The organism is Herbidospora solisilvae (assembly GCF_009901565.1).
GTDB classification, from domain to species: Bacteria; Actinomycetota; Actinomycetes; order Streptosporangiales; family Streptosporangiaceae; genus Herbidospora; species Herbidospora solisilvae.
Genome location: NZ_WXEW01000002.1, coordinates 430,090 through 450,607 on the forward strand (window position 1 = coordinate 430,090; position 20,518 = coordinate 450,607).

21 protein-coding genes, 1 tRNA gene and 1 other RNA gene are annotated in these 20,518 nt (G+C 66.7%); 11 read left to right on the forward strand and 12 right to left on the reverse strand.

What is annotated here, in order from left to right; genetic code table 11:
- The first annotated feature begins 34 nt into the window (after positions 1-34).
- Genes GT755_RS07655 through GT755_RS07665 form a run of 3 tightly spaced genes read left to right on the forward strand, consistent with a single transcriptional unit; the run spans position 35 to position 2,864 of the window.
- Positions 35-865, forward strand: a complete 831-nt coding sequence (locus GT755_RS07655; protein ID WP_161479006.1) for a Nif3-like dinuclear metal center hexameric protein — start codon at positions 35-37, stop codon at positions 863-865.
- Between the two features lie 2 nt (positions 866-867).
- Complete coding sequence (locus GT755_RS07660) at positions 868-1,608, forward strand: zinc ribbon domain-containing protein (RefSeq protein ID WP_030454429.1); 741 nt, start codon at positions 868-870, stop codon at positions 1,606-1,608.
- Entirely contained in the window at positions 1,605-2,864 is a 1,260-nt protein-coding gene (locus GT755_RS07665; protein WP_161479007.1) for a bifunctional RNase H/acid phosphatase, read from the forward strand. Before GT755_RS07660 ends, GT755_RS07665 begins: the two co-directional genes overlap by 4 nt.
- Before the next feature lie 73 nt (positions 2,865-2,937).
- Here the strand turns inward: GT755_RS07665 and GT755_RS07670 are convergent, their stop codons facing one another.
- On the reverse strand, positions 2,938-3,513 hold the full coding sequence (locus GT755_RS07670) for a GNAT family N-acetyltransferase (RefSeq protein ID WP_161479008.1): 576 nt from the start codon (positions 3,511-3,513) through the stop codon (positions 2,938-2,940).
- Positions 3,514-3,741: 228 nt separating this feature from the next.
- On the opposite strand from GT755_RS07670, the gene rnpB reads away from it, so the two are divergent.
- Together rnpB and GT755_RS07680 are read left to right on the forward strand one after the other, a co-directional pair.
- Positions 3,742-4,133, forward strand: an RNA gene (rnpB, locus tag GT755_RS07675) — RNase P RNA component class A.
- A 579-nt stretch (positions 4,134-4,712) separates the two neighbouring features.
- Complete coding sequence (locus GT755_RS07680) at positions 4,713-5,279, forward strand: hypothetical protein (protein WP_161479009.1); 567 nt, start codon at positions 4,713-4,715, stop codon at positions 5,277-5,279.
- Between the two features lie 133 nt (positions 5,280-5,412).
- Here the strand turns inward: GT755_RS07680 and GT755_RS07685 are convergent, their stop codons facing one another.
- The 8 genes from GT755_RS07685 to GT755_RS07720 all read right to left on the reverse strand — a co-directional run bounded on the left by GT755_RS07685 (position 5,413) and on the right by GT755_RS07720 (position 12,434).
- Entirely contained in the window at positions 5,413-6,567 is a 1,155-nt protein-coding gene (locus tag GT755_RS07685) for a tyrosine-type recombinase/integrase (protein WP_161479010.1), read from the reverse strand.
- Positions 6,564-6,740 carry a helix-turn-helix transcriptional regulator gene (locus tag GT755_RS07690; RefSeq protein WP_137249473.1) on the reverse strand — a complete coding sequence of 59 codons (177 nt, stop codon included), beginning with the start codon at positions 6,738-6,740 and terminating at the stop codon, positions 6,564-6,566. The genes GT755_RS07685 and GT755_RS07690 overlap by 4 nt, the downstream gene beginning before the upstream one ends.
- On the reverse strand, positions 6,737-8,065 hold the full coding sequence (locus GT755_RS07695; protein WP_235966194.1) for a replication initiator: 1,329 nt from the start codon (positions 8,063-8,065) through the stop codon (positions 6,737-6,739). Before GT755_RS07695 ends, GT755_RS07690 begins: the two co-directional genes overlap by 4 nt.
- A 311-nt stretch (positions 8,066-8,376) precedes the next feature.
- Complete coding sequence (locus tag GT755_RS07700) at positions 8,377-8,964, reverse strand: DUF2637 domain-containing protein (protein WP_161479011.1); 588 nt, start codon at positions 8,962-8,964, stop codon at positions 8,377-8,379.
- 2 nt (positions 8,965-8,966) lie between these two features.
- The gene (locus GT755_RS07705; protein WP_161479012.1) at positions 8,967-10,325 is read right to left on the reverse strand and encodes an FtsK/SpoIIIE domain-containing protein; all 1,359 of its coding nucleotides are present in this window, start codon (positions 10,323-10,325) and stop codon (positions 8,967-8,969) included.
- A gap of 93 nt (positions 10,326-10,418) precedes the next feature.
- Positions 10,419-10,748: an SCO3933 family regulatory protein gene (locus GT755_RS07710; protein ID WP_137249469.1), complete on the reverse strand. Its 330-nt coding sequence runs from the start codon at positions 10,746-10,748 to the stop codon at positions 10,419-10,421.
- A 178-nt stretch (positions 10,749-10,926) separates the two neighbouring features.
- On the reverse strand, positions 10,927-12,129 hold the full coding sequence (locus GT755_RS07715) for a helix-turn-helix domain-containing protein (RefSeq protein WP_161479013.1): 1,203 nt from the start codon (positions 12,127-12,129) through the stop codon (positions 10,927-10,929).
- Complete coding sequence (locus tag GT755_RS07720) at positions 12,126-12,434, reverse strand: putative quinol monooxygenase (protein WP_161479014.1); 309 nt, start codon at positions 12,432-12,434, stop codon at positions 12,126-12,128. Before GT755_RS07720 ends, GT755_RS07715 begins: the two co-directional genes overlap by 4 nt.
- A gap of 189 nt (positions 12,435-12,623) precedes the next feature.
- Here GT755_RS07720 and GT755_RS07725 point away from each other — a divergent pair, with 189 nt between their 5' ends.
- The 3 genes from GT755_RS07725 to GT755_RS07735 all read left to right on the forward strand — a co-directional run bounded on the left by GT755_RS07725 (position 12,624) and on the right by GT755_RS07735 (position 15,950).
- Positions 12,624-13,034 carry an ATP-binding protein gene (locus tag GT755_RS07725; protein ID WP_161479015.1) on the forward strand — a complete coding sequence of 137 codons (411 nt, stop codon included), beginning with the start codon at positions 12,624-12,626 and terminating at the stop codon, positions 13,032-13,034.
- Positions 13,035-13,893: 859 nt separating this feature from the next.
- The gene (locus GT755_RS07730) at positions 13,894-15,198 is read left to right on the forward strand and encodes an AAA family ATPase (protein WP_202609752.1); all 1,305 of its coding nucleotides are present in this window, start codon (positions 13,894-13,896) and stop codon (positions 15,196-15,198) included.
- A gap of 44 nt (positions 15,199-15,242) precedes the next feature.
- Positions 15,243-15,950, forward strand: a complete 708-nt coding sequence (locus GT755_RS07735; protein ID WP_202609753.1) for an HNH endonuclease — start codon at positions 15,243-15,245, stop codon at positions 15,948-15,950.
- A gap of 390 nt (positions 15,951-16,340) precedes the next feature.
- Here the strand turns inward: GT755_RS07735 and GT755_RS07740 are convergent, their stop codons facing one another.
- Positions 16,341-16,685, reverse strand: a complete 345-nt coding sequence (locus GT755_RS07740; protein WP_161479016.1) for a hypothetical protein — start codon at positions 16,683-16,685, stop codon at positions 16,341-16,343.
- Between the two features lie 88 nt (positions 16,686-16,773).
- Here GT755_RS07740 and GT755_RS07745 point away from each other — a divergent pair, with 88 nt between their 5' ends.
- Genes GT755_RS07745 through GT755_RS07755 form a run of 3 tightly spaced genes read left to right on the forward strand, consistent with a single transcriptional unit; the run spans position 16,774 to position 18,687 of the window.
- The gene (locus GT755_RS07745; protein WP_161479017.1) at positions 16,774-16,956 is read left to right on the forward strand and encodes a hypothetical protein; all 183 of its coding nucleotides are present in this window, start codon (positions 16,774-16,776) and stop codon (positions 16,954-16,956) included.
- Positions 16,957-16,960: 4 nt separating this feature from the next.
- Entirely contained in the window at positions 16,961-18,061 is a 1,101-nt protein-coding gene (locus tag GT755_RS07750) for a sensor histidine kinase (protein WP_235966196.1), read from the forward strand.
- Positions 18,058-18,687, forward strand: a complete 630-nt coding sequence (locus tag GT755_RS07755) for a response regulator transcription factor (RefSeq protein ID WP_328794234.1) — start codon at positions 18,058-18,060, stop codon at positions 18,685-18,687. The genes GT755_RS07750 and GT755_RS07755 overlap by 4 nt, the downstream gene beginning before the upstream one ends.
- A gap of 27 nt (positions 18,688-18,714) precedes the next feature.
- Here GT755_RS07755 and GT755_RS07760 read toward each other — a convergent pair.
- Together GT755_RS07760 and GT755_RS07765 are read right to left on the reverse strand one after the other, a co-directional pair.
- Positions 18,715-18,787 (reverse strand) — tRNA-Lys (locus tag GT755_RS07760).
- Between the two features lie 16 nt (positions 18,788-18,803).
- The gene (locus GT755_RS07765) at positions 18,804-20,135 is read right to left on the reverse strand and encodes a hypothetical protein (RefSeq protein WP_161479019.1); all 1,332 of its coding nucleotides are present in this window, start codon (positions 20,133-20,135) and stop codon (positions 18,804-18,806) included.
- Positions 20,136-20,518 lie beyond the last annotated feature (383 nt).

Genomic DNA, 20,518 nt, shown 5'->3' on the forward strand with positions numbered 1-20,518 from the left:
AACACGCTAACCCGGGGGCCGGTAACCTCCCAGGGTGACTGAGACCACCCTGCAAACGGTCATTCGCACGCTGGAGTCGGCCTACGACCCCGCCACCGCGGAGTCGTGGGACGCCGTCGGCCTCGTCTGCGGCGACCCCGCCCAGCCGGTGCGGAAGGTGCTGTTCGCCGTCGACCCGGTGACCGCCGTCGCCGAGGAGGCCCTCGACTGGGGCGCCGACCTGATCGTCACCCACCACCCCCTTTACCTCAAGGGCGTCACCTCGGTCGCCGCCACCACCGCCAAGGGCCGCATCGTCCACCGTTTGATCAGGGCGAACGTCGGCCTCTACACGGCCCACACCAACGCCGACGTCGCCGACCCCGGCGTCTCCGACGCGCTGGCCCGCGCGGTCGGCCTGAGCGGGTCGTTGCGCCCGCTCGCCCCGCTGCCCGACCGCCCCCGGCTGGGCCTCGGCCGGGTGGGCGAGCTGCCGGTGTCGATGACGCTGGCCAAGTTCGCCGCCCTGGCCGCCCACGGCCTGCCCCGGACGTCCGGCGGCCTGCGCGTCTCCGGCGACCCCGACCGGCTGGTGAAGACCGTCGCCGTCTCCGGCGGCGCCGGAGACTCCCTGCTCGGCGCGGCGAAGCGGGCCCGCGTGGACGTGTTCCTCACCGCCGACCTGCGCCACCACCCGGCGAGCGAGTACGCCGAGGACGACGGCCCCGCCCTGATCGACGCCGCCCACTGGGCGACGGAGTGGCCCTGGCTCACCGACGCCGCCGAACGGCTGACCACGGCCCTCGCGGCGACGGGCAATAATGTGGAGGCGCGCGTCTCCGAGAGGGTCACCGACGCCTGGACCACAACAGCACAGCGAGGATAGGGATGAAAGCAGCACCGGACGCACAGAAGCGCCTCCTTGACCTGGCTGAGCAGGACGCAGCCCTCGACCGGCTCCGCCACCGCCGCCGCACCCTCCCCGAACTGGCCGGCATCGACGACCTGAGCAAACGCCTGGCCCAGATCGCCACCCAGATCATCGCCGCCGAGACCGAGGCCGCCGACCTGGGCCGCGAGCAGTCGAAGGCCGAGTCCGACGTCGACGCCGTCCGCCAGCGGGCCGAGCGCGACCAGAAGCGCCTCGACTCCGGCGCCGTCTCCTCCCCCCGCGACCTGGCCGGCCTCCAGTCCGAGATCGCCTCGCTGCACCGCCGGCAGGGCGACCTCGAAGAGGTCGTCCTGGAGATCATGGAACGCCGCGAGACGGCCGACGCCCGCGTCGACGCCCTGCGCGCCGAACGCGAGACCATCACCGCCGACCTCGTCGGCGCCGAGAGCCGCCGCGACACCGCCTTCGCCGAGATCGACAAGGACGGCTCCGAGGTCACCGCCCGCCGCAAGACGATCGCCGCGGAGATCCCCGCCGACCTGCTGGCTCTGTACGAGAAGCTGCGCGAGTCCAGCGGCGTGGGCGCCGCCCTCCTCCACGGCGGCCGCTGCCTCGGCTGCCGCACGACCATGTCGATCGCCGACCTGAACGCCATCCGGGCGGCCAAGCCCGACGAGGTCGTGCGGTGTGAGGAGTGCCGCCGGATCCTCGTCCGCACCAACGAGTCGGGCCTGTGACGAGCTACTCCATCGAGGCCGACGGCGGCTCCCGGGGCAACCCGGGCCCGGCCGGTTACGGCGCCGTCGTCTACGCCCCCGACGGCGCGGTCGTCGCCGAGGCGGCCGAGTCGATCGGCGTGACCACCAACAACGTGGCCGAATACCGCGGCCTGATCGCCGGCCTCACCGCCCTGTCCGGGCTGGGCCTCGACGGCGTCCCGGTGGAAGTCCGCATGGACTCGAAGCTGGTCATCGAGCAGATGGCCGGCCGCTGGAAGATCAAGAACGAGGGCCTCAGGCCCCTGGCCACCGAGGCGGCCGCCCTGGCGCGCCGCTTCCGCGTGACGTGGACGTGGATCCCCCGCGAGCGGAACACCCACGCCGACGCCCTGGCCAACGAAGCGATGGATGCGGCGGCACGTGGCGAAAAATGGACGAGTACGAGTACGCATACGACGACGCGGCTCTTCGACCCGGATCCGGATCCGGCACGGAAAGACGAGGGTCAGGCTGCGGACGCGCCGCCGGAGCCTGCTGAGAAGGCTGGTGGCCCGCCTGCTGAGACGGATCTTCTAGACGGCCTCGGTTCCGTCTCGACGACCACCCGTTCTTCCACGACTGTTTCGCCGGGCAATCCCTGGACCGGCGCGACCCGGGTGGCCACCACGCTGATCCTGCTGCGCCACGGCCAGACCCCGCTGTCGGTGGAGAGGCGCTTCTCCGGCCTGGGCGACCCGGCCCTCACCGAACTGGGCGAGGCGCAGGCCGAGAAGGCGGCGGCCCGGCTGGCCGGGGCCAAACTCGACGCCATCGTGAGCTCCCCGCTGGCCCGCGCCCGGCAGACGGCCGAGGCCGTGGCCAAGGCGACCGGCCTGCCCGTCCACGTCGACGACGACCTCCGCGAGACCGACTTCGGCGCGTGGGAGGGCCGCACCTTCGCCGAGATCAGAGACCGCTGGCCCCACGAGATGAACGCCTGGCTGGCCGACCCGGCGGTGGCCCCGCCGGGCGGAGAGAGCTTCCAGGCGGCCGGCCACCGGGTGCAACGGGCGAGGGAACGCATCCTGGCCGGCCACCCGGGGGAGACCGTGCTGGTCGTCTCCCACGTGACCCCGATCAAGCTCCTGGTCCGCTACGCCCTCAACGCGCCCCCCGAGGCGCTCTACCGCATGCACCTCGACCTGGCCTGCCTGTCGGCGATCGACTACTACAGCGACGGCCCGTCGGTCCTGCGCGTGTTCAACGACACCGCCCACCTGACGTTCCCCCGCTGACCCGGGGCGTCTCGCCCGCTCGCGGCGCCCTTCTCCATCACCGCGCCCCCTTCGGCCTGACGACGTCGGGCTGTCAGCCGCAGGGCGCGATCTCCGCCGCGGAGGAGGGGAGCGGGAGCCGGACGTCGAGGACCATTCCGGTCATCGACGGCTTCTCGGCCCCCGCGCCCTCCAGCAGCGAGAGCATGCGGGTGTTGGTGGCGTACACACTGGCGGTGACCACCCGCGCCCGGCGAGACGGCGCGAGAGCGAGCGCATGCCGCAGCAGAACCCGCCCGAGCCCCCGCCCCTGCCAGCGGTCCTCGACGAGCAGCGCCACCTCGGCCTCCCCGGGCGCGAGATCCATCAGGTTCGTCATCGCGACGACGTCCCCCGGCTCGCCCGCGACCTGCGTGACCAGCGTGGTCCCGCGCTCCGGATCGGTGAACAACCGCATCACCGCGTCACTCAGCCGCGGCACCGGCCCGAAGTACCGCAGCCGCAGCGACTCCGGGGAACACCTCTCGTGCATCTCCCGCACGCCCTGCGCGTCGTCCGGCGTCATGGGCCGCGTGACCAGGTCGACCCCGTCGACCCGCAGCCGGGGATGGGCCTGCGGCCCGATCCGGATCGGCCGCGGTCCCCTCGGCGGCCGGTTCGTGGCGTTCATCGTCGACTACCCCCTGTTCGATTCCTGTTGTAGCCGCACGCGCGACCACGTTCTGTGACATTCGACGCGTTGGCGCTTGCCACGTGGTTGGGGTGCGCTTGAGAATCGGGCCACTTGGCGGGGGGCCACTACGCGTTTGCCCAGGTCCTCGCCCTGCTGGGTGATGGGCCACTTGGAGTGGGCCACAAGGACGGCGTGGAGAGCCGATAGGGTTGGACGTACGGCGGACGAGCCGGCCGGACGGCCGCGTCGGGACCCTTCACGGGGTTCCGCCGAGGAAGGTCCGGGCTCCACAGGGCAGGGTGGTCGGTAACGCCGACCCGGGGTGACCCGCGGGACAGTGCCACAGAGAACAGACCGCCTTTCCCATACGGGGGAGGTAAGGGTGAAACGGTGGTGTAAGAGACCACCAGCGCCTCCGGTGACGGGGGCGGCTCGGTAAACCCCACCCGGAGCAAGGTCAAGAAGGGGACCTTCGGGTTTCCGCGCGCGCCGCTTGAGGACTGCCCGTCCGATGGTGCGCGGGTAGACCGCTTGAGACCACGAGCAATCGTGGCCCTAGATGGATGGCCGTCGGTCAGCGATGACCACAGAACCCGGCCTATAGGCCGACTCGTCCGCCTTTTAGCCCTCTGACCTGCATGGGTGTGCCCTCCGAGCATGATCCAGCAGCCGGGAGGGCACAAATCGGGCACATCCTCGGTGATCTAGTACGGCGGGCGTGGAGTCGAAGGTGCCGAGCGGTTGACCGGTTGCCTTGAAGTGATTGTCGTGGTGGGGAACTCACCCGCTGTGCTGAGGCGTCTCTCGAAGATCAATACGACTCCTGTGCATGTGTCAAACGATCACGAGGCGGGAGGCCGGGGATGGCTTGCTCCGCAATGGCTCGGTGGTTGCAGCGAGTAGGGGACCTTTGGCCGGCTTATCTAGCGTGGGCTCGCGAAAGTGAGACACAGGATCCACTTCGTTCGCTTTCGCGAGGACCCTGCTGCTTGAGGGCTATACATCGGCATGCAAATTGGGAATGTGGCCTAGATAGAACTGTGGGACAGGTGAGGCTGCCTTGTCGGGCCAGGCTGCCTTGTATCTGTACTGGGAACTAATCGTGGCCCTCCACCGTTAAGCCTGCATCGATTGATTAGTTTTCGGTTCCCTTGCAAGACATGGCTAACTCGAATTTATCCCGAAGGAGTCGAATCATGTCGGCACAAGAATTTGCGGCATTAGCTGGGATAATACAGGCGCTCGCCGTAATACCGACTGTGGCCATAGGGGCATATGCATTGCTTCGAGATAGTAGAGATAGGAGAATTGATCGAGTACTGTCATTTCATCAGGAGTTAATGTCTGGAGAAATTGGGGCTGCTAGGAACCGTTTGGGGACGCATCTGCGCAATCTCGGGGTGGAAGGCAGGCCGCTTCAGATCAAGCGACTCGATCTCTTGAAAGACTCCAAGCTGGGACGTTATATCGACCACGAGGAGGCCGGTCCATTCTCTGACGCGACGTTATTGTTGCGATATTTCGAGAGAGCAAATGCGGCCAGAAGTGCTCAGTCGATATATGCTCCATTGTTCGTGGAACTCGTTGGTCGACATGCGGCCTGGTGGGATATGGTTTTTGAGGACGAAGGGGATCGCGTGCCGCGTGCACCGTTAGCGGAGCTAGCGGCATGGTCAAATCAATATGCCGCGAAGAAGCGTAATGTGTACCCGTATTTGCGAAATTGGGGCACGAACAGGACTGAAGATTTTCCCAATAGCTGATTGTGGTGGCGGCAGGCGCAAAATGGCTCGCGCACCCTGTTTGGGAGAATCGGTAGCCGCGAGCCATTGTGCTCTATTGTTTAGATTAGAGACTTGAGGAGTTCTGGCGCTTATAACGCGGTAAGGTGCGGTGCTACCTGGCAGGCAGTACAGCCTTGGCGAAGGCCGAGTCCAGCGCGTTACGTGCTCTACCGGAGGCCTCAGGAACTAGGTGCCCATAGAGATCCACGGTTGTTGTAATGGACTCATGGCCAAGCCATCTGGAGACCTCGGAGATCGGTACGCCCTCGGCGAGCGCTGTGCTCGCGAAGGTGTGGCGTAGGTCGTGGAACGTCATGTCGGCGGGGACGCCGGCGGCGAGTATCGCGGGTTTGAGGACCCTGGCGTTGAAGTAGTCGCGGCGGATGAGGTTGTCCCGGCCGGTGCGGAAGAGGACATCCTCAGGGGCGTACTTCTCGATATGGCGGGCGAGCGTGTCGGACAGGAGCTCCGGGAGCGGCACGTCTCGGATCGAGGCTCTCGTCTTGGGCACCGCCAGCGTGGGGCGCCGGTCGACGATCACGACCTGTTGGTTCACCGTGAGCATGCCCTCGACGAAGTCGATGCGGTCGAGGGCGACCCCGAAGGCTTCACCCTGGCGGAGGCCGGCCGCCGCGCCCAGGAGGATCAGCGGGGCATACTCCGGTCGCATGGCCCGGTATAGAGCCATCACTTGAGCGGGTGTCAGCAGGCGGATGGTGGTCTTGTCGGCATCGGGAAGCCGGATGTCGATGCAGGGGGAGCGGCGGATCATGCCATCCCGGACGGCGCCGCGCATGATGCTGGAGAAGATCACGTAGATGGTCTCTACGGTCCGGGGGCCGAGACCCTTGGCGTTCAGGTCCTTGACCCACCTCTGCACCGCCGTAGGGCGGATGGTCACCAGGGGCACCAGACCGAAGGTCGGATAGATGTGCTTCTTCAGATGGGCCGTGTAGGTCGTCGAGGTGCCGGGCTTGTGGAGCCGTGAGGCCAACCATGAAGCCGCGTACGCCTCGAATCGGGTGAGGCCGAGCTTGGGGTCGATCCACTCGCCGCGCGGCTCGTCGGCGCGACGGGTGGCGTCGAAGCGGTCGGCGTCGGCCTTCTTCTCGAAGTTGCGCTTGCGCTGGTGCCCCTTCTCGTCGCGGTAGCGGACCTGCCAGCGCGCTCCCTGACCGTGCAGGGCGGTCGGTACGCGCTTGTGTTCGGGACACTTCGCCTCATCCGGCTTGGGGTGGGTCTTGTGCCACTGGTCCCAGACCGTCATGACTGCTCACGCACCCAGGCGTAGACGTCTTCGGGCAGGTACTTTAGATGGCGGCCGATCTTGCGGCCGGGAGGTCCGGTCCGGCGGGTGCGCCACTGGTAGATGGTCCCGGCCGGGACGCCGAGAAAGTCGGCGAGGTCGTCCACGGACCACAGCCGATCGTTCTTCCTCATCGGCCCACCTCTTTCGCCGTGAGTCCGGCGACTAAGGCGCGTTCACCCTCGGTGAATCCCTGCCCCGCGTACGTCCAGGAGCCGAGAACGAGGGTGGTCGCCGGGTCGCGGGTGAACCTGATGCGGAAGTCGGCGCGAGCCTGGCGGAGTTCGGTCAGGGTCGTCGAGTAGAGGCGGCTCTTGGTCGAGAAATGGCCCCGGAAGCCGAGCATGTGCGCCCACTGGCGGAGCCGAAGGTGGGCGTACTCAGGGTGGACGAGATGGTTGCCGAGCCGCCACGCGGTGCGGATCAGACGGGCGGTGTGGTCGGGCACGCCCTGGGCGTAGAGCTGGGCGATGTCGTGAGCTTTGACGGGCCGGTCCAGGGTGCCGGAGGTCTCGGCTGATTTGGTGGCGTACTTGGCGACGTATCCGGCGACGGCGCGTTCGGTGATGGCGCCGGCCGCGATGGGGGAGACGTCCACCTGTCGACCCCAGAGGAGCGGTTCGCCGAGGCCCGGAACGTCGAGACTGACCGCCAGTGCCGCCGACCGGATCGCCCCGTCGAGCAGGTCGACGGAGGCCCAGCCGGGAGGCGCGGCGAGCCCACCAGGTGAGCGGCCGTCGAGTCGCATGACCGCGTGGAAGTGGACCAGGCCGCGCGCCTGGTATTCGGCGACCTTTGCGAAGGAGACGCGGGCAGTGTCGTTGAAGACGGCTCGGGTCAGCCCAGCGGCGGCGGCCAGGTGGCGGCGGAGGTAGATGGCGAAGCGCCGCCAGAGGTCTCCGGCATGGGCGTTCCACAGCACGTGACCGGTGTAGTCGTAGGTGCCGGAGTCGATAGCCTGACCGATGCGCGGGTCGTCGGCCTTGTGCCATCGGTGGCAGGACGGGCCGGTCCGTCGCGGGTGGCAGACCACGGTCTTGCCGTCCTTGCCGGGTCCGCGATGGACCGGGCCGAAGGATGGGGCGGTGAGGGTGGCCAGGACGCGCGGGTGAGTGCTGACGGTCTCGGGCACCCCCTTGTCCCCGCCGAGCAGCCCGGCCCGGATGAGGTGGAAGGTGTCGCGGCGGTAGACCTCGGCGCAGGACGGGCAGCGGGACGCGCGCCGGTTGCCGCAGCGCAAGAGGAGGTGTCCGTGGGGTTCGCCCTTGGTGTCGTACGTCGCGATGATCTGGCCGGTACGGGTGTCAACGGTTTCCGTGTGGCCGGTCAGTCGCATCGGTTCGCGACAGCCGCCGAGGCGGTCGACCTGTTCCAACCAGCGGTTGAGGTCATGTCCGGATCGTCGGGCCAGGTCACGGAGGACCGGGCCGAGGAGGTCGTTCAGCGGGGTGGGGGTCATGCGACCGCCCGAAGGCATGCGAAAGACAAGGCTTCTCCAGGTGAGCTGAGGGATGAGGACGCGAGGCGGGGAGCTGGCAGGCGTGGACCCGCCGCGCGTCGAAGGCTTCAGATGCCGTGGTTGTCGATGCCGGTGCCGAGACAGTCGAGGCAGGTGACGGCCGCGCCCTGGTCGTCGTTGACGAGTCCGGTTCCGGCGCACGTGCAGCAGCGGGAGCGGATCATGAGGTGCACTCGAAGCAGAACGCCCAGGTGTCGATCTGGGCGACGATCCGCCCACCCGCGATGGTGATCGTGGCCTCTATCTGGCCCTCACCGTTGCAGGCCGGGCAGGGAGCGGGTTTCTTCTTCAGAGGTCTGGCCATGAGGGGTCTCCCTTCGTACGCGGGTCAGCAGGTCGAAGGCGATTTCCGGGGCGACGTCGAGGCGTTCGCTGAGCACCTCCCAGGTGAGCGAGGTGCCGTGGTCCTGGGCGATGTACCGCGCCCTGCTGATCAGGTCGTCTTCAGGCGAAGGTGCTTCCGGTTGGTGCGAGGAGCGGCGTTCGAGCATCGACACCGCGACCAGGAAGGCGATGGCCGGAGTGGCGGAGGTGATCCAGCCCCAGGCGGTCGGTTCGGCCTCGGCGAGGTTGGCCGCCAGGGTGAGCACGATCCCGCCGGCCAGGACCAGGCCGGGCCACGAGACGAGCCCACGTCGAGGGCGGCCGGTGCGTTTGTCGCGCTGGAGTTCGTGGGTCGCCATGACGCACATGAGGTCGATGCAGACGGCCACGGCCCAGGACTGCCAGCCGGGCTGACCGTGCTTGGCGGCGAGCGAACTGATGTGGGTGAAGGAGCCGACCGCCGCGATGACCGCCAGGACGGCGACCGGGCCGGAGTCGAGGAGGTGCCGGCGCATGGTCAGGCCGCGTACTGGTCGAACTCGTCGTCGCCGACGGGTTCGACGTTCACGGTCGTGATGTCGGCCCACGTGGGTGTCATGTGGGCGTAGGTCACCGCGGCTTGCTCCGCCTGCTGTTCGGTGACGTACTCGGACCGGGCTCTGTACCACCGGCCGTCCGAACCGGTGACGACGGCCAGGCCGGGCGTCTCGGCGGGGATGAGCCGGGCGGCGTTGAGCGCGGCCGGGTCCATGTCGCCGAGCGTCATGTTCGCCGTCTCGGGGTCGTTGACGCGGTGGCAGACGCGGCCGGAGAGCTGGGCGCGGAGCGCGGTGACTCCAGGCCCGAGGTCGGAGCCGACCCGTTGACCGCAGATGACCAGATAGACCCCGAACGCCCGGCCGAGCTGGGCGATGCGGATGAGGTTGGTCGCCGTCGCGGCGATCTCGTCCTTCTCCGACTTGTCGGCCATCAGGAACAGTTCGGCGACCTCGTCGACGAACACAACGATCGGGATGGGCTGACCACTCTCGGGGAGCTGCCAGATGTTGCGCACCCGGAAGTCACGGCAGATCGCCATGCGGCGCCGGATCTCGTCGACGAGCCGGTTCAGCACCGCCGTCATCTGCGCGCGGTCGGTGGCGAGCGCCGTCAACCGGTCTTCGTACGGGGTGAGCTCGACCCCGCCCTTGAGGTCGCATCCGATGAGGGCGAGTCGTTGCGGCGCCAGGCCGCAGATGAGCCGGTTGATGAGCGTCGACTTGCCGGACTGGGTGGCGCCCGTGATGAGCCAGTGCGGGACGGTCAGGAAGTCGATGACCCAGGGCGCGTTGGTTTCCAACCGTCCGACGCACACCTTCAGGAACCGGTCGACGATGGGGGCGCTGACCGAGGTGAGCGGGTCGTACACGGTCGCCTGAAGCTGGACCTTGCCGGGCTTCCAGCCCAGTACCCGAACCGAGTGCACGCGCCAGGCGTGGGCGAGATGGTCGAGCTTGGCGGCGTAGTGGTCGGGGGTGTGGCCGTCCGGGAGGCGTACCCACAGCTTGAAGCCGTGCCGCAGCGGCAGGACCAGGCCGAGCCAGGGAGCCTTGTCGACGGCGACGCGATGGACTCGGCGTTTGTGGTCGCGGCCGGTCGCGATGAGGTTGAGGACTTCGACGCCGTCCAGCCGTCGCCGGAGACGACGCCGTTTGGTGGTCAGCCCGCATCCGGCGGCGACGCTGGGCCAGGTGAGGTAGACGCGCATGGCCCGTAAGGGGTAGCCGATGCCGAGCCAGAACGACGGTTGGTGCAGGTAGCGCCAGGTCACCAGGAGCGCGGCGACGAAGGCCAGGACGACCCCGATCGGGGCGAGTGAATCGAGTAGGTCGGTCATACTTGGTGCCTCTCTTCGGTGAGCGAAGGGAAGGCCCCGGGAGCAGGGAGCTGGCAGGCTTAGACCCGCTCCCGGGGCGCTGGACGTCGCCGGTCAGGCGGCCTTGACGTTGGCCGGAAGGATGGCCTCGGCGCGAAAGCCAAGCCCGGAGCGGCCGTCCATCTGCCAGTAGAAGGCGGCCAGGCCGACCGGCCGGACCTGCACGCCCTCGGGGATGCTCGGGAACGTGGCGGACGGGAAGGTCACGACGATCACGGGGTTGCGCCGGTCGTCGTTGGGCTTGGGCAGCAGCGGGATGGTGTAGAGCTCGCGGCCCTCGGCGTCCTTCTTGACCTCACCGGTGGCGCGGTCGAGGAGCTTGGGTTCGGGTTCGCCGGCCACGATGAAGGACAGGGCGGACAGGTCAACGGGGATGTTGCGCATGCTGAACTCATCTCTTGGCTGTTGGTGTTCGCCGCCGTGAGCGGCGGCCTGGAAACGCAGAAAGCGCCTGTGCTGGGGCCGTGATCCCTGGTGCTTCAGGGACCTCAGCGCCAACACAGACGCTACCTGGTACTCCGAATATTAGCTAGTACTATAAGTACTGGTTCTAGTACTTTTCCTACGCGCCGATCCGCTCTGCAAGTTCTCGCAGGTCAGAGGCGGGCGGGTCCTGCATGGTCAGGAGATCGGAGACGAGCTGCCGGGCCATGCGATGGTTGCGAAGCTGCTCGGGTGTGATCCTCTCCGCTTCGAGAAGCGCGTTCGTCGCCTCGGCGACCTGGCGGCGCTGAGCGTGCGCACGGGCCACGTCGATGTGCAGCCGGGCGCGACGCTCACTCGACAGTGAAGACGTGTCGACCGCCGTCCCGACCCGCAGAGCGTGACCGGCGTCGCCCAGCTCGACCGCCACCGCGACCTCATAGAGGGCGACGTTCGCCGGGCCGAACTCGGTGTTGTAGTCGTTGCGCCCCTCACCGAGCTTCTCGGCGATGCTCCGGGCACGGGCGAGATGGTCGTAAGCCGCATCGGCGTGGTTGAGCCGCGACGCCGCGACCGCGCGTTGCAGGGTGAGCCCACCCCACAACGACATGGCCTCGGGCTTGCCCTGGTCGGCCAGGAACCACAACGCCTCAGCAGCGGTCCGCGCGGTCTCCTCGGCCTGGTCGAAGAGACGGGCACCGAGGAACACGAAGCCGAGCCGGAAAGCGCCGGCGGCCACCATCAACGGGTCACCGCCACGTTCGGCCGCGACCATGGCGCGGTCGGCGGCGATCCACGCGGCCTCGGGTTCGCCGAGCTTGGCCAGCGCCGCCGAACAGGCTTGGTAGAGCGCGGCGAGCATCTCGAACAGTTCCGGCCGCCGTTCCTCGGGCGCCGACCGGCCCGCCCCTTCCAATACCGGAATGAGGCTGCGCAGCAGGTCTCCGAGTTCGACGTACTGGCTTTCATGGGTGAGATGCCAAGCCCGCTCGACCTGCGGCCGGATCTCATCAGTCGGCGGTACGGGGGCCGCGTGCAGCATCGCCCGCAGCGCATGTGCCCCGGAGAGCACGAGACGCAGGTTCGCCGAGCCCGGGATCTCCTCAGCGGTGGCGGCGACGATGGGCGCCTCGGCGGCCAACTCGGACAAGGGCACTTCGAGGGTCTCGGCGACCTTCTCCAACACCGACATGCGGTCGATCTTGCGAACGCCGCGCTCGACCTGGGAGACCCAGGCGACCGACCGGCCGACGAGGTTGGCCAGCTCGACTTGGGACAGACCGCGCCGCTTACGCTCCTGGGCGATCCGCCGGCCCAAGGCGCGCTGGTACTCCTCGCTCACGGGGTCGTGACCTTGCCGACCTGGAGGTCGAGCCAGTCGACTTCGACATCCGAGAGCAGGTCGTCCCGGGCGCCGAGGAAACGCTTCGTGTGCTCCTGCTCCTCGTGGAAGTCGAAGGCTGCGCGGTCACGGTAGAGCTCGTAGAAGATCCGCAGCAGCGGCTCACCCTCGACCTTGTGGACGGTGTAGACGAGCGTGCCCGGCTCGTGCGCCTTGATGCCCTCGATGGTCTCGCCGATGAGCTGGTCGAATGCCTCTGCGGTGGCCTCGTCCTTGCAGGTGAACCGGACTACTAGCCCGAACATGACACCCCTTCCCTTCGTGTGTGGGGCCGTTCGTGTGGCCCGGTTGGAGTCGCCGCTTCCCATGCGATCAGTACTTAATGTGCGTGGCAAGTACTGGAAGTGGCTTGTACTTGAAATACTGTAGCAGTACTTTAAGTACCGATCGCGAGCTGACCGTGTGTGACCTGCATGATCGTGAGGTGCGCCGAGATGAACGCCCACCCCTTTGAGTGGCGCCGCACCTTTCCCGGAATCACCAGACAGGTCAGCGAAGCCCGCCGGTTCGTGGCGGAGCATCTGCCCCCACGGGCCGAGATCGAGACCGCCCAGTTGATCGTCTCGGAACTGGCGACGAACGCCATCCGGCACACGGGCAGCGGTGAACCTGGGGGACGGTTCATGGTCACGGTCCGCTTGGAGGCGTCGCGCGTCTGGCTTGGCGTACTCGACGAAGGGGGAGCCGGACGGCCCGAGGTACGCAAGCCTGACGATCGCCAGGAGTGCGGGCGTGGGCTCGATCTCGTCGACCACCTGGCGCAGACGTGGGGTGTGCACGGGGACGAGCGGAGCCGGACCGTGTGGGCGACGGTGGCGATGGGTTCGCCGCTTCCTTGCGCATGAATTCGTGCCTGAGCCCGCATCCCGCGCCAGCGCAGGAGAAGCACGTGAAGCTGACGTGGTGGCGGACGGAGACCATGGGCCGGGTTCGGTCGCTTGCATGGACATGTGATTGTCAGCCGACTGTCTATGAGCTGTGCGCGGCCGGAGGGCAGACGTTCATCCGGCGTCGGCGCCGAGGGGTGACGTGCGAGACGCCCCGGATGCCGACCGTCGCAGGGCATGACTTGTGGGTGTCATTGCTCGCCGGACTTGTTCAGTAGGACAGGCTGAAGGCTGGTTACAACCTTCTTTACGGGTTCAAGCCGCCGCCCTGCGGGCGCCGGCGGCGCGGTACGGCCTGGCGCGGCCGGGCATGCGGCCTCTTCGGGCCGACCCGGCCGCGCCACCTCCCCGCGCCCGACTTAGAGACGGCGCCTTGGTTTAGAGCGAGATGAGAACCAGACTCGGGCGGAGCGACGACCTCGTCGGCCATGCAGGAAAACAGGCTTTCTACGCCTCCGGCGGGGGATTCCGGCCCCGAGGTGATCGCCGATGCAAAACGTCATGGGTTCACCGGTGGTGGCGGGGGATCACCTCGCACACCGTCGTCCCAGGCAAGCCCAGCAGACCGGCAACTCCGGCTCAAGCTCGGCTATCTAGGTAGGGCAACCAGTCAGCGTGGAAGGTCACCGGGAACATGGACACACGAAGCCAAGCTTGCCCCTCCGCCACCGGCCCGCTGCCCCTTCGGGGTGGGACGACGGCGTACGAGGTGATGTATTGGTGTGCGCTGGTCTGGCGCCACTGGGCTCCATACGACCTAAAGTGAGAGCAGGGCTCCAGCGCAGAGGGCTAGAATTCTAAAGAGCTTCTGTTCAAAATGAGGATAGCCATCCGAGGGAGAAGCGGCATGTATATATCACGACTGGATATTTCCGGCCTTCGAGGTTTTGTTGGACCGAGATCGGTACATCTGGACTTCGCTCGTCCTGATGGCACATATTCAGGATGGACTGTATTGGCTGGAAGGAATGGCTCTGGAAAGACGTCAATATTGCAAGCGATTGCATTGAGCATCATGGGTGGAATGGGGAATATTAATAGCGAGGAAATCGAGGAATGGGGCAGGTATTCGTCAAACGGTACGGCCGATGTCGCTGTAAATGTGGTACAAATTCCGGAGCCATTCACTAGGCAATTTAACAATTTTACATACTCTGCGACTTGGGGAAATCTAAACTTTCATGGCGCACCTGGCGCGGATCCGTCGCTTCCTAGGGCAATCTTCGGCGAGGTGCCCAAAGTGCTTCCTGCATGCGGATATGGCCCCCGGCGCAGACTTACTTCTCCAAGATTGCGGCACCATATACCTGCATTCGATTCATTCAGAACTTTGTTTGACGATGAGGTTGGACTCACCGAGGGCGTTAGTTGGCTGATTCAGCAACATCTTTACCGGCTTGAAAAGCGCCCCGGTGCGGCGGAGCTCCTCAAGCACGTTGTAGGACTTATCGGCGATGGGCTATTGCCGGAAGATTACACCATTGAGGATGTCGACTCGGATGGGCTTTGGGTGCGGCGGAGATCAGATCGCGTCATTCTTCGTCATATGAGTGACGGCTACCAGACAACTGTAGCGCTGGTGCTTGATATAGTTCGTCAGATGTCGGGCGCGTACGGCGAGCTCGATTTCGGTCTACACGATGCTGTTCCCGTAATTCTAAACCCCGGCCTTGTGCTGATTGATGAAGTTGATGTGCACCTCCATATCAGCTGGCAGATGCGCATTGGAGATTGGCTTAAGAGCCATTTTCCGAACGTGCAATTTATTGTGTCTACGCATAGCCCATTCATATGCCAAAGTGCCGATCCGGGAGGGCTCATCAGGCTACCTGGGCCGGAGGAAAATGTCGGCCCGCACCAGGTAGATCAAGATCTCTATGAGCGGATTGTCTTTGGGAGTGCAGACGACGCGATCCTCACGGATTTGTTCGGTATGGATTCGCCCTATTCGGCTCAAGCGGAAAAAATGAGGGGTCGGCTGGAGTACCTCGAACGGCGTGTGCTTAACGGCGAGGCTACCGGTGAAGAGAAAAATGAGTATCGCGAACTCACTAGGAGTTTGACCAGCTCGCCGAGCGCACGCGTCGATGAAATCGCTTCTCGTCTCGGGCTGGAACCTTGATTCCTATACAGCGGATTCCTCTTGAGCAAACGCTTGCCGATCGCATGCTAAAGCGCACGGCTGAACTGGTAGCTGATAATGTCGATTCCGGCAAGGCTCGGAAAGCGTGGGAGGGTGCTACTTCAATTAAGAGGGGTATCCGATGGCATCTGGAGATAATGGCTGCAGGCATCGAGCGCTGTATGTACTGCGGCGACAGTCTTGGGACGGATATCGATCACTTTGAGCCTATAGCGCACGCGCCGGCACGCGTATTTGATTGGCTAAATCATCTGCTGGCTTGCAGCTCATGTAATAGTAATGCGAAGCGTGAAAAATTTCCATGTGATGAGAACGGGAATTGCCTTCTTGTAAATCCTACGACCGAAGATCCGTATGATCACATGAGGCTAACGCTTTCCAGTGGATCCTACTATGCCTTGTCGGACAAGGGGCGTGAAACTATCAATGCCCTTGATCTAAACCGCCGATCCTTGACTCGTGGCAGAGAAAGGGCGCTACCGCGTTGTCGGGCGATGATTATTGCTTATGACCTCTCCATGCAGGATGGAAGAGTAGATCAAGCACGCGAATTTCTAGTATCGCTCTGTGAGCAACCCTTTGCGGACGTCCTCTATGCCATGTTGAAGGTTGCGGCCGATCCGGGTGCAGCTGACGTTATAGGTGGATCGCATATTGTCAGGATAATTCTCGGTGAAGATTTTCAACGAGAGATCTTGCTTTTGGTAGGGCGACAAATGCCATCGTTCTAATCCGTTGCCTGCTACGGGCCCTTCCATGACCGCTCTGCTCGGGTGCCGTGGACAGCGACGAGCTCGCGAGCCCTGCCCGTCGGGCACTTTGAGGGCACATGGCGCTAAAAATTACTGGCAAATGATGAGAGCTAGTGGAAGCATTTCTGCAGGTAGGGTGCTGTCTTCAACGTACTCGTGCAGGTAGCGCCGCTACGGAATTAGAACCCGGCCTACAGGCCGACTCGTCCGCCCTGAGCTGGCTTTTCGCTAGCGGTTCGCCGCTCAGCACCTCTAAGGAAGATCATCGCGTAGCTGCTTGACGACGGTGCGTCGTGGTCGTCACTCGCGTTCCCGACTATTCGCTGACGGACGTCGCCCCCACCCGGGCGTGTCCTTCCCGGCCAGGCTCTACCGGAACGGGACGACGTACTCAGCCAGTTCGTTTTCAGCGATCGCAAGGAAAACCGTCGAGCCGGCGGCATCCGGCGTCCATCCCTCGTCGAGTGCCCGCCGGACGACCGACGCCACCAGTCCCGGGCGTACCGTCACGGCTCTCGCGCCGATCCAGTTGTCCGGCCGTGCCCAGGGCAGGCTGACCTGGAGCACACTCCCGGGACGCACGCCGTGTTCCACCGAGAAGGACAGCGGACTCCAGCCGAGACCCTCGCAATACGTCGGCTTGTGCCGAACCCGCCACCGATAGGCCTTGCCGTCCACGGTGATGAGCCGGGAGCCTTTGCGAGGTAGGGCCATCCTCGCACTGTAATCGCCCAGGCCTCCACCCCCCTCTCCACCCAAAGCAGGGCCAACTCCACCGCGCCCCCTCCCTACCGTCCACCACATGACAAAACGCTCAGGCATGTGGCTCGACCTGCTGCACCGCCTTCTGGACGCCAACGGGAAAAAGATGAACGGCAAGCTCCTGCTCGCGATCGTCCTCGTCGCCATCCTGGTGGTAGTCGGCTTCGTCGCCTTCCGCCTTATCTTGGTGGACATGATTCTGACCCTGAAGGACGCGCGCTGAGCCGATGAGCGAGGTGCGCGCACGGGTCATGCGCCTGCTGGCGGCCGACGACCCGGAGACGGGTCGCCTGGTCAGGCTGCTGATGACGCTCGTCCTGGCCTGGTCCCTCGCGACCGCCTCGCCCGATCGGGCCCCGGCGTTCGTCTGGTCCGCGCTCGGGGCGTCGATGGTGTGCTGGCTGGCCTTCGTCCTGCTCGACGCGCGACGTCCCCGGACGGCCGCGGCCCTGCTCGCGGCCGCTTCGGGGGCCGCCGCGGCGGTGTCGGGGTCGGCGGAGGCCGCGCCGACCGTCTTCCTGTTCGCCACGCTGCTGCTGTTCGCGGCGCACCTCACGCCGTCGATGGCGGTGATCGTCGTGGTCACCGCGGCCGATCTGGCGATCATGGCCGTGAGCATGGCGTGGTGGACGCAGCCACGGTCCGCGATCGTCGTCAGCGGGGCCGTCATGACGTGCGCGGTGCTGTTCGCCCTGCACCGCCGCCACTACCGGCGGGCCCAGCACGACCGGATGAGGGCGATGGCCCTGGCCGAGCGGGCTCGTATCGCGCGGGAGCTCCACGACGTCCTCGCGCACTCCCTCGGGGCCCTCGGGGTGCAGCTGGAGGTCGCCGAGGTCCTGCTCACCGAGAAGGGCGACGTGGACGGGGCGGCGGCGCGCATCCGGCGGTCGAGGGCGCTGGCCAGGGAAGGACTGCTGGAGGCGCGGTCGGCGGTGGCGGCGCTACGTGAGGACGTTCCTCCGCTGCCCGACGCGTTGAGCCTGCTCATCGCTGAGCATCGCCGCGATCACGACGTGGCCGCCGAGCTGCGGACCACCGGCGTGCGGCGGCCGATCACCCCGGCGGCGGAGGTCTGCCTGCTGCGCACCGCACGTGAGGCGCTGACCAACGCTGCTAAGCATGCCGCGAACGCGCCGGTGACGGTCGAGCTCGGGTACGGAGAGGACGTGGTCCGGCTGGTGGTGCGCAACCCGTGCGCCGACCTTCCCGGAACGACCGGGCACGGGCTGCGCGGCATGGAGGAGCGGCTGGCCCTAGCCGGCGGCACGCTGACCGCCGGTCCCTCCGGCGGGCAATGGACGGTCCGGGCGGAGGTGCCCGAGTGAAAGTCGTGGTGGTGGACGACCAGCAGGTCATGCGCGAGGGGCTGGTGGCCCTGCTCGGACTGGTCGACGGGGTCGAGGTCGTGGGCGACGCCGGGAACGGGGAGGAGGCCCTGCGCCTGGTGGCGCAGGCGCGTCCCGACGTCGTGCTGATGGATCTGCGCATGCCCGTCATGGACGGCGTCGAGGCGTCCCGGCGGATCTCCCGCCAGTATCCGGAGACGGCGGTCGTCGTGCTGACCACCTACGACGACGACCGGTCCGTCGACTCGGCGCTGCTGGCCGGGGCGCGCGGCTATCTCACCAAGGACGCCGGGCGGGCCGAGATCGCCGCCGCCCTCCGGTCGGCCGCGGCCGGGCAGTCGACGTTCACGGCCGCGGTGTCGCGGCGGCTGGTCGAGGCGCTGACCCGCGCCGCGCCGCCGCCACCGGCGCCCCTTCCCGACGGGCTGACCGGGCGGGAGGCAGAAGTGTTGCGGCTGGTGGCGCGGGGGCTCAGCAACACGGAGATCGGCGCGGCCCTGTTCATCGCGGAGACGACCGTCAAGACGCACATCAACAACGCCTTCGCCAAGATCGGCGTCCGGAACCGCACGGAGGCCGCGGGGTACGCGCGCGACCAACTGTGAACGCCCGCCGGGTCATGAATGGTTCAGCTCCGCTGACCGGGCTCGAACCGGCGTCCACCCGGTCCAAGAGCCAGGCGCTCTACCACTGAGCTACAGCGGAGCTCCGCCATCATCCCCTACTCGCCGCGACGCGCGCCACCGGCCCTGCCGCTGAACACACCGGCGCGGCGCAGCAGAGAGGCCCAGACCGGGTCGGCGACCGTGACGCCGTGGACCAGCTCCGGAGTGGGCTCGAACGTTGCCACCTGATGCGTGGCGGGCGCGGCCGTCCACCCCGACTCGTGCGGGTTCAGGTTCGCCGCCGCGCACGCCTGTTCGACGTCGGCCCGGGTGGACACGGCCCGTCCCGTCAGCACGTCCCACGGCGACGGGAGGGAGGCCCACACGCGTGTGTTCGGGTCGAGGCCACCGCCGGATGCCTGGTGCCACCATGCCAGGTCGGCGGCCATCAGCCGCATGACCTTTCCGGGGCAGGCCGCGTCCAGCAGGTCGAGCGCGCCCATCGATGTGAGACACGCCAACCATCCCGCCCGCGCGCCGTTGTACGCCTGGGCGACGGTGTTCCACGTGGAGGAGTCGTCTCCACGCTTGACGATCATCGACTTCCGGTCGAACGGCGTGGACGTCCAGATGCGCTCCAGCCGCTGCCCGCACTCGTGCATGACCGAGGTCCACTGCCCGAGCATCTCGCCACGCTGGGCGTCGGTCAGGCGGGCGAGGATCGACGGCCTGCCGTACACGGACGCGACCATCGGCCAGTCCGTGCCCTGGTTCGCTTCGCAGCGGGCCAGCAGGAGCTGGGCGATCTCGTCGAAGGGGTTGTCCCGGCCGTCCAGGGAGAACTCGCGGCGCAGGTTCCTCCGGGCGGCGAAATAGGCCACGAAGCACGCGGCCGCCGGGTCGGCCCGGAACCTCTCCAACGTGATCGTCGACGCGAAGCCCGACCGGCCGATCAGCAGCAGACGGCGCAGATCCTGCTCGTCGGCGAGCTTATCCGCTTTGGCCGCCAGCCGCCCCAACGCCCTGAAACGACGGTTGTACTGACGCTTGGAGACGTCCATTCCGGCTGCCGCCCGTTCCGCGCGCGACAGGCGGTCTGCCTTGAAGTCGTGTCGGTCATGAGCCCAGCCGATCCGTTCTCCCGCTGCGGACGCCACCGCGGCCAGGGCCGAAGGGCTGTCCGCGGCGGCAGCCGCGAAGGACGGCTCCTCGAACAGCCGCGCCGTCGCGGCGAGCTGGCGGGAGCCGCCCACGGGCCGGGCGAAGTCGTCGCCCATCGATGAGGCGTATCCGCGCCTGCCGTGGGAGTGGCGGGCAGCCCGCTCGATGACGGCCCGTTCCCGCGGCTCCAGCGACGGGTCGAGGACGCGCAGCACCAGTTCCGCGACGTCTTCGGGCCGGTATCGGCGGTCAAGGGTCGAGTGCAGCTCGACGAGGGGGCTGGTCATGGTTCCTTCCAGGGTTTCCGGACGGCGGCCCGTCATCCGGGAGAAAGCCCTGGCGCGGCCACTCCGTCACAGCCAGGTGCCATCATGCGCGAGTGATCGAGACAGACCCACGTTTATCGCGGGCGAAGCCCATCTGGCGAATCGCCGGTCGGGGGCACCGACGTGCATTCGGCGCTCCTGGCAGGGGTGGCCTCGCTCACCCGGCTCTACCCCAGTCCGAGTATCGCGGTGCTACCTGGTCCTGACGCGAGATGCCGGCCGCTGCTAGATCTACTTTGCGTCCGGCCCGCCCTGCCCGTGGCGGTCCTCGCCGCCCTCTTCCTGACCGCCATCTGGCAGGTCGCCCTGGCGATCTCGTCCTCATCGTCGCCGACGGAGTGATC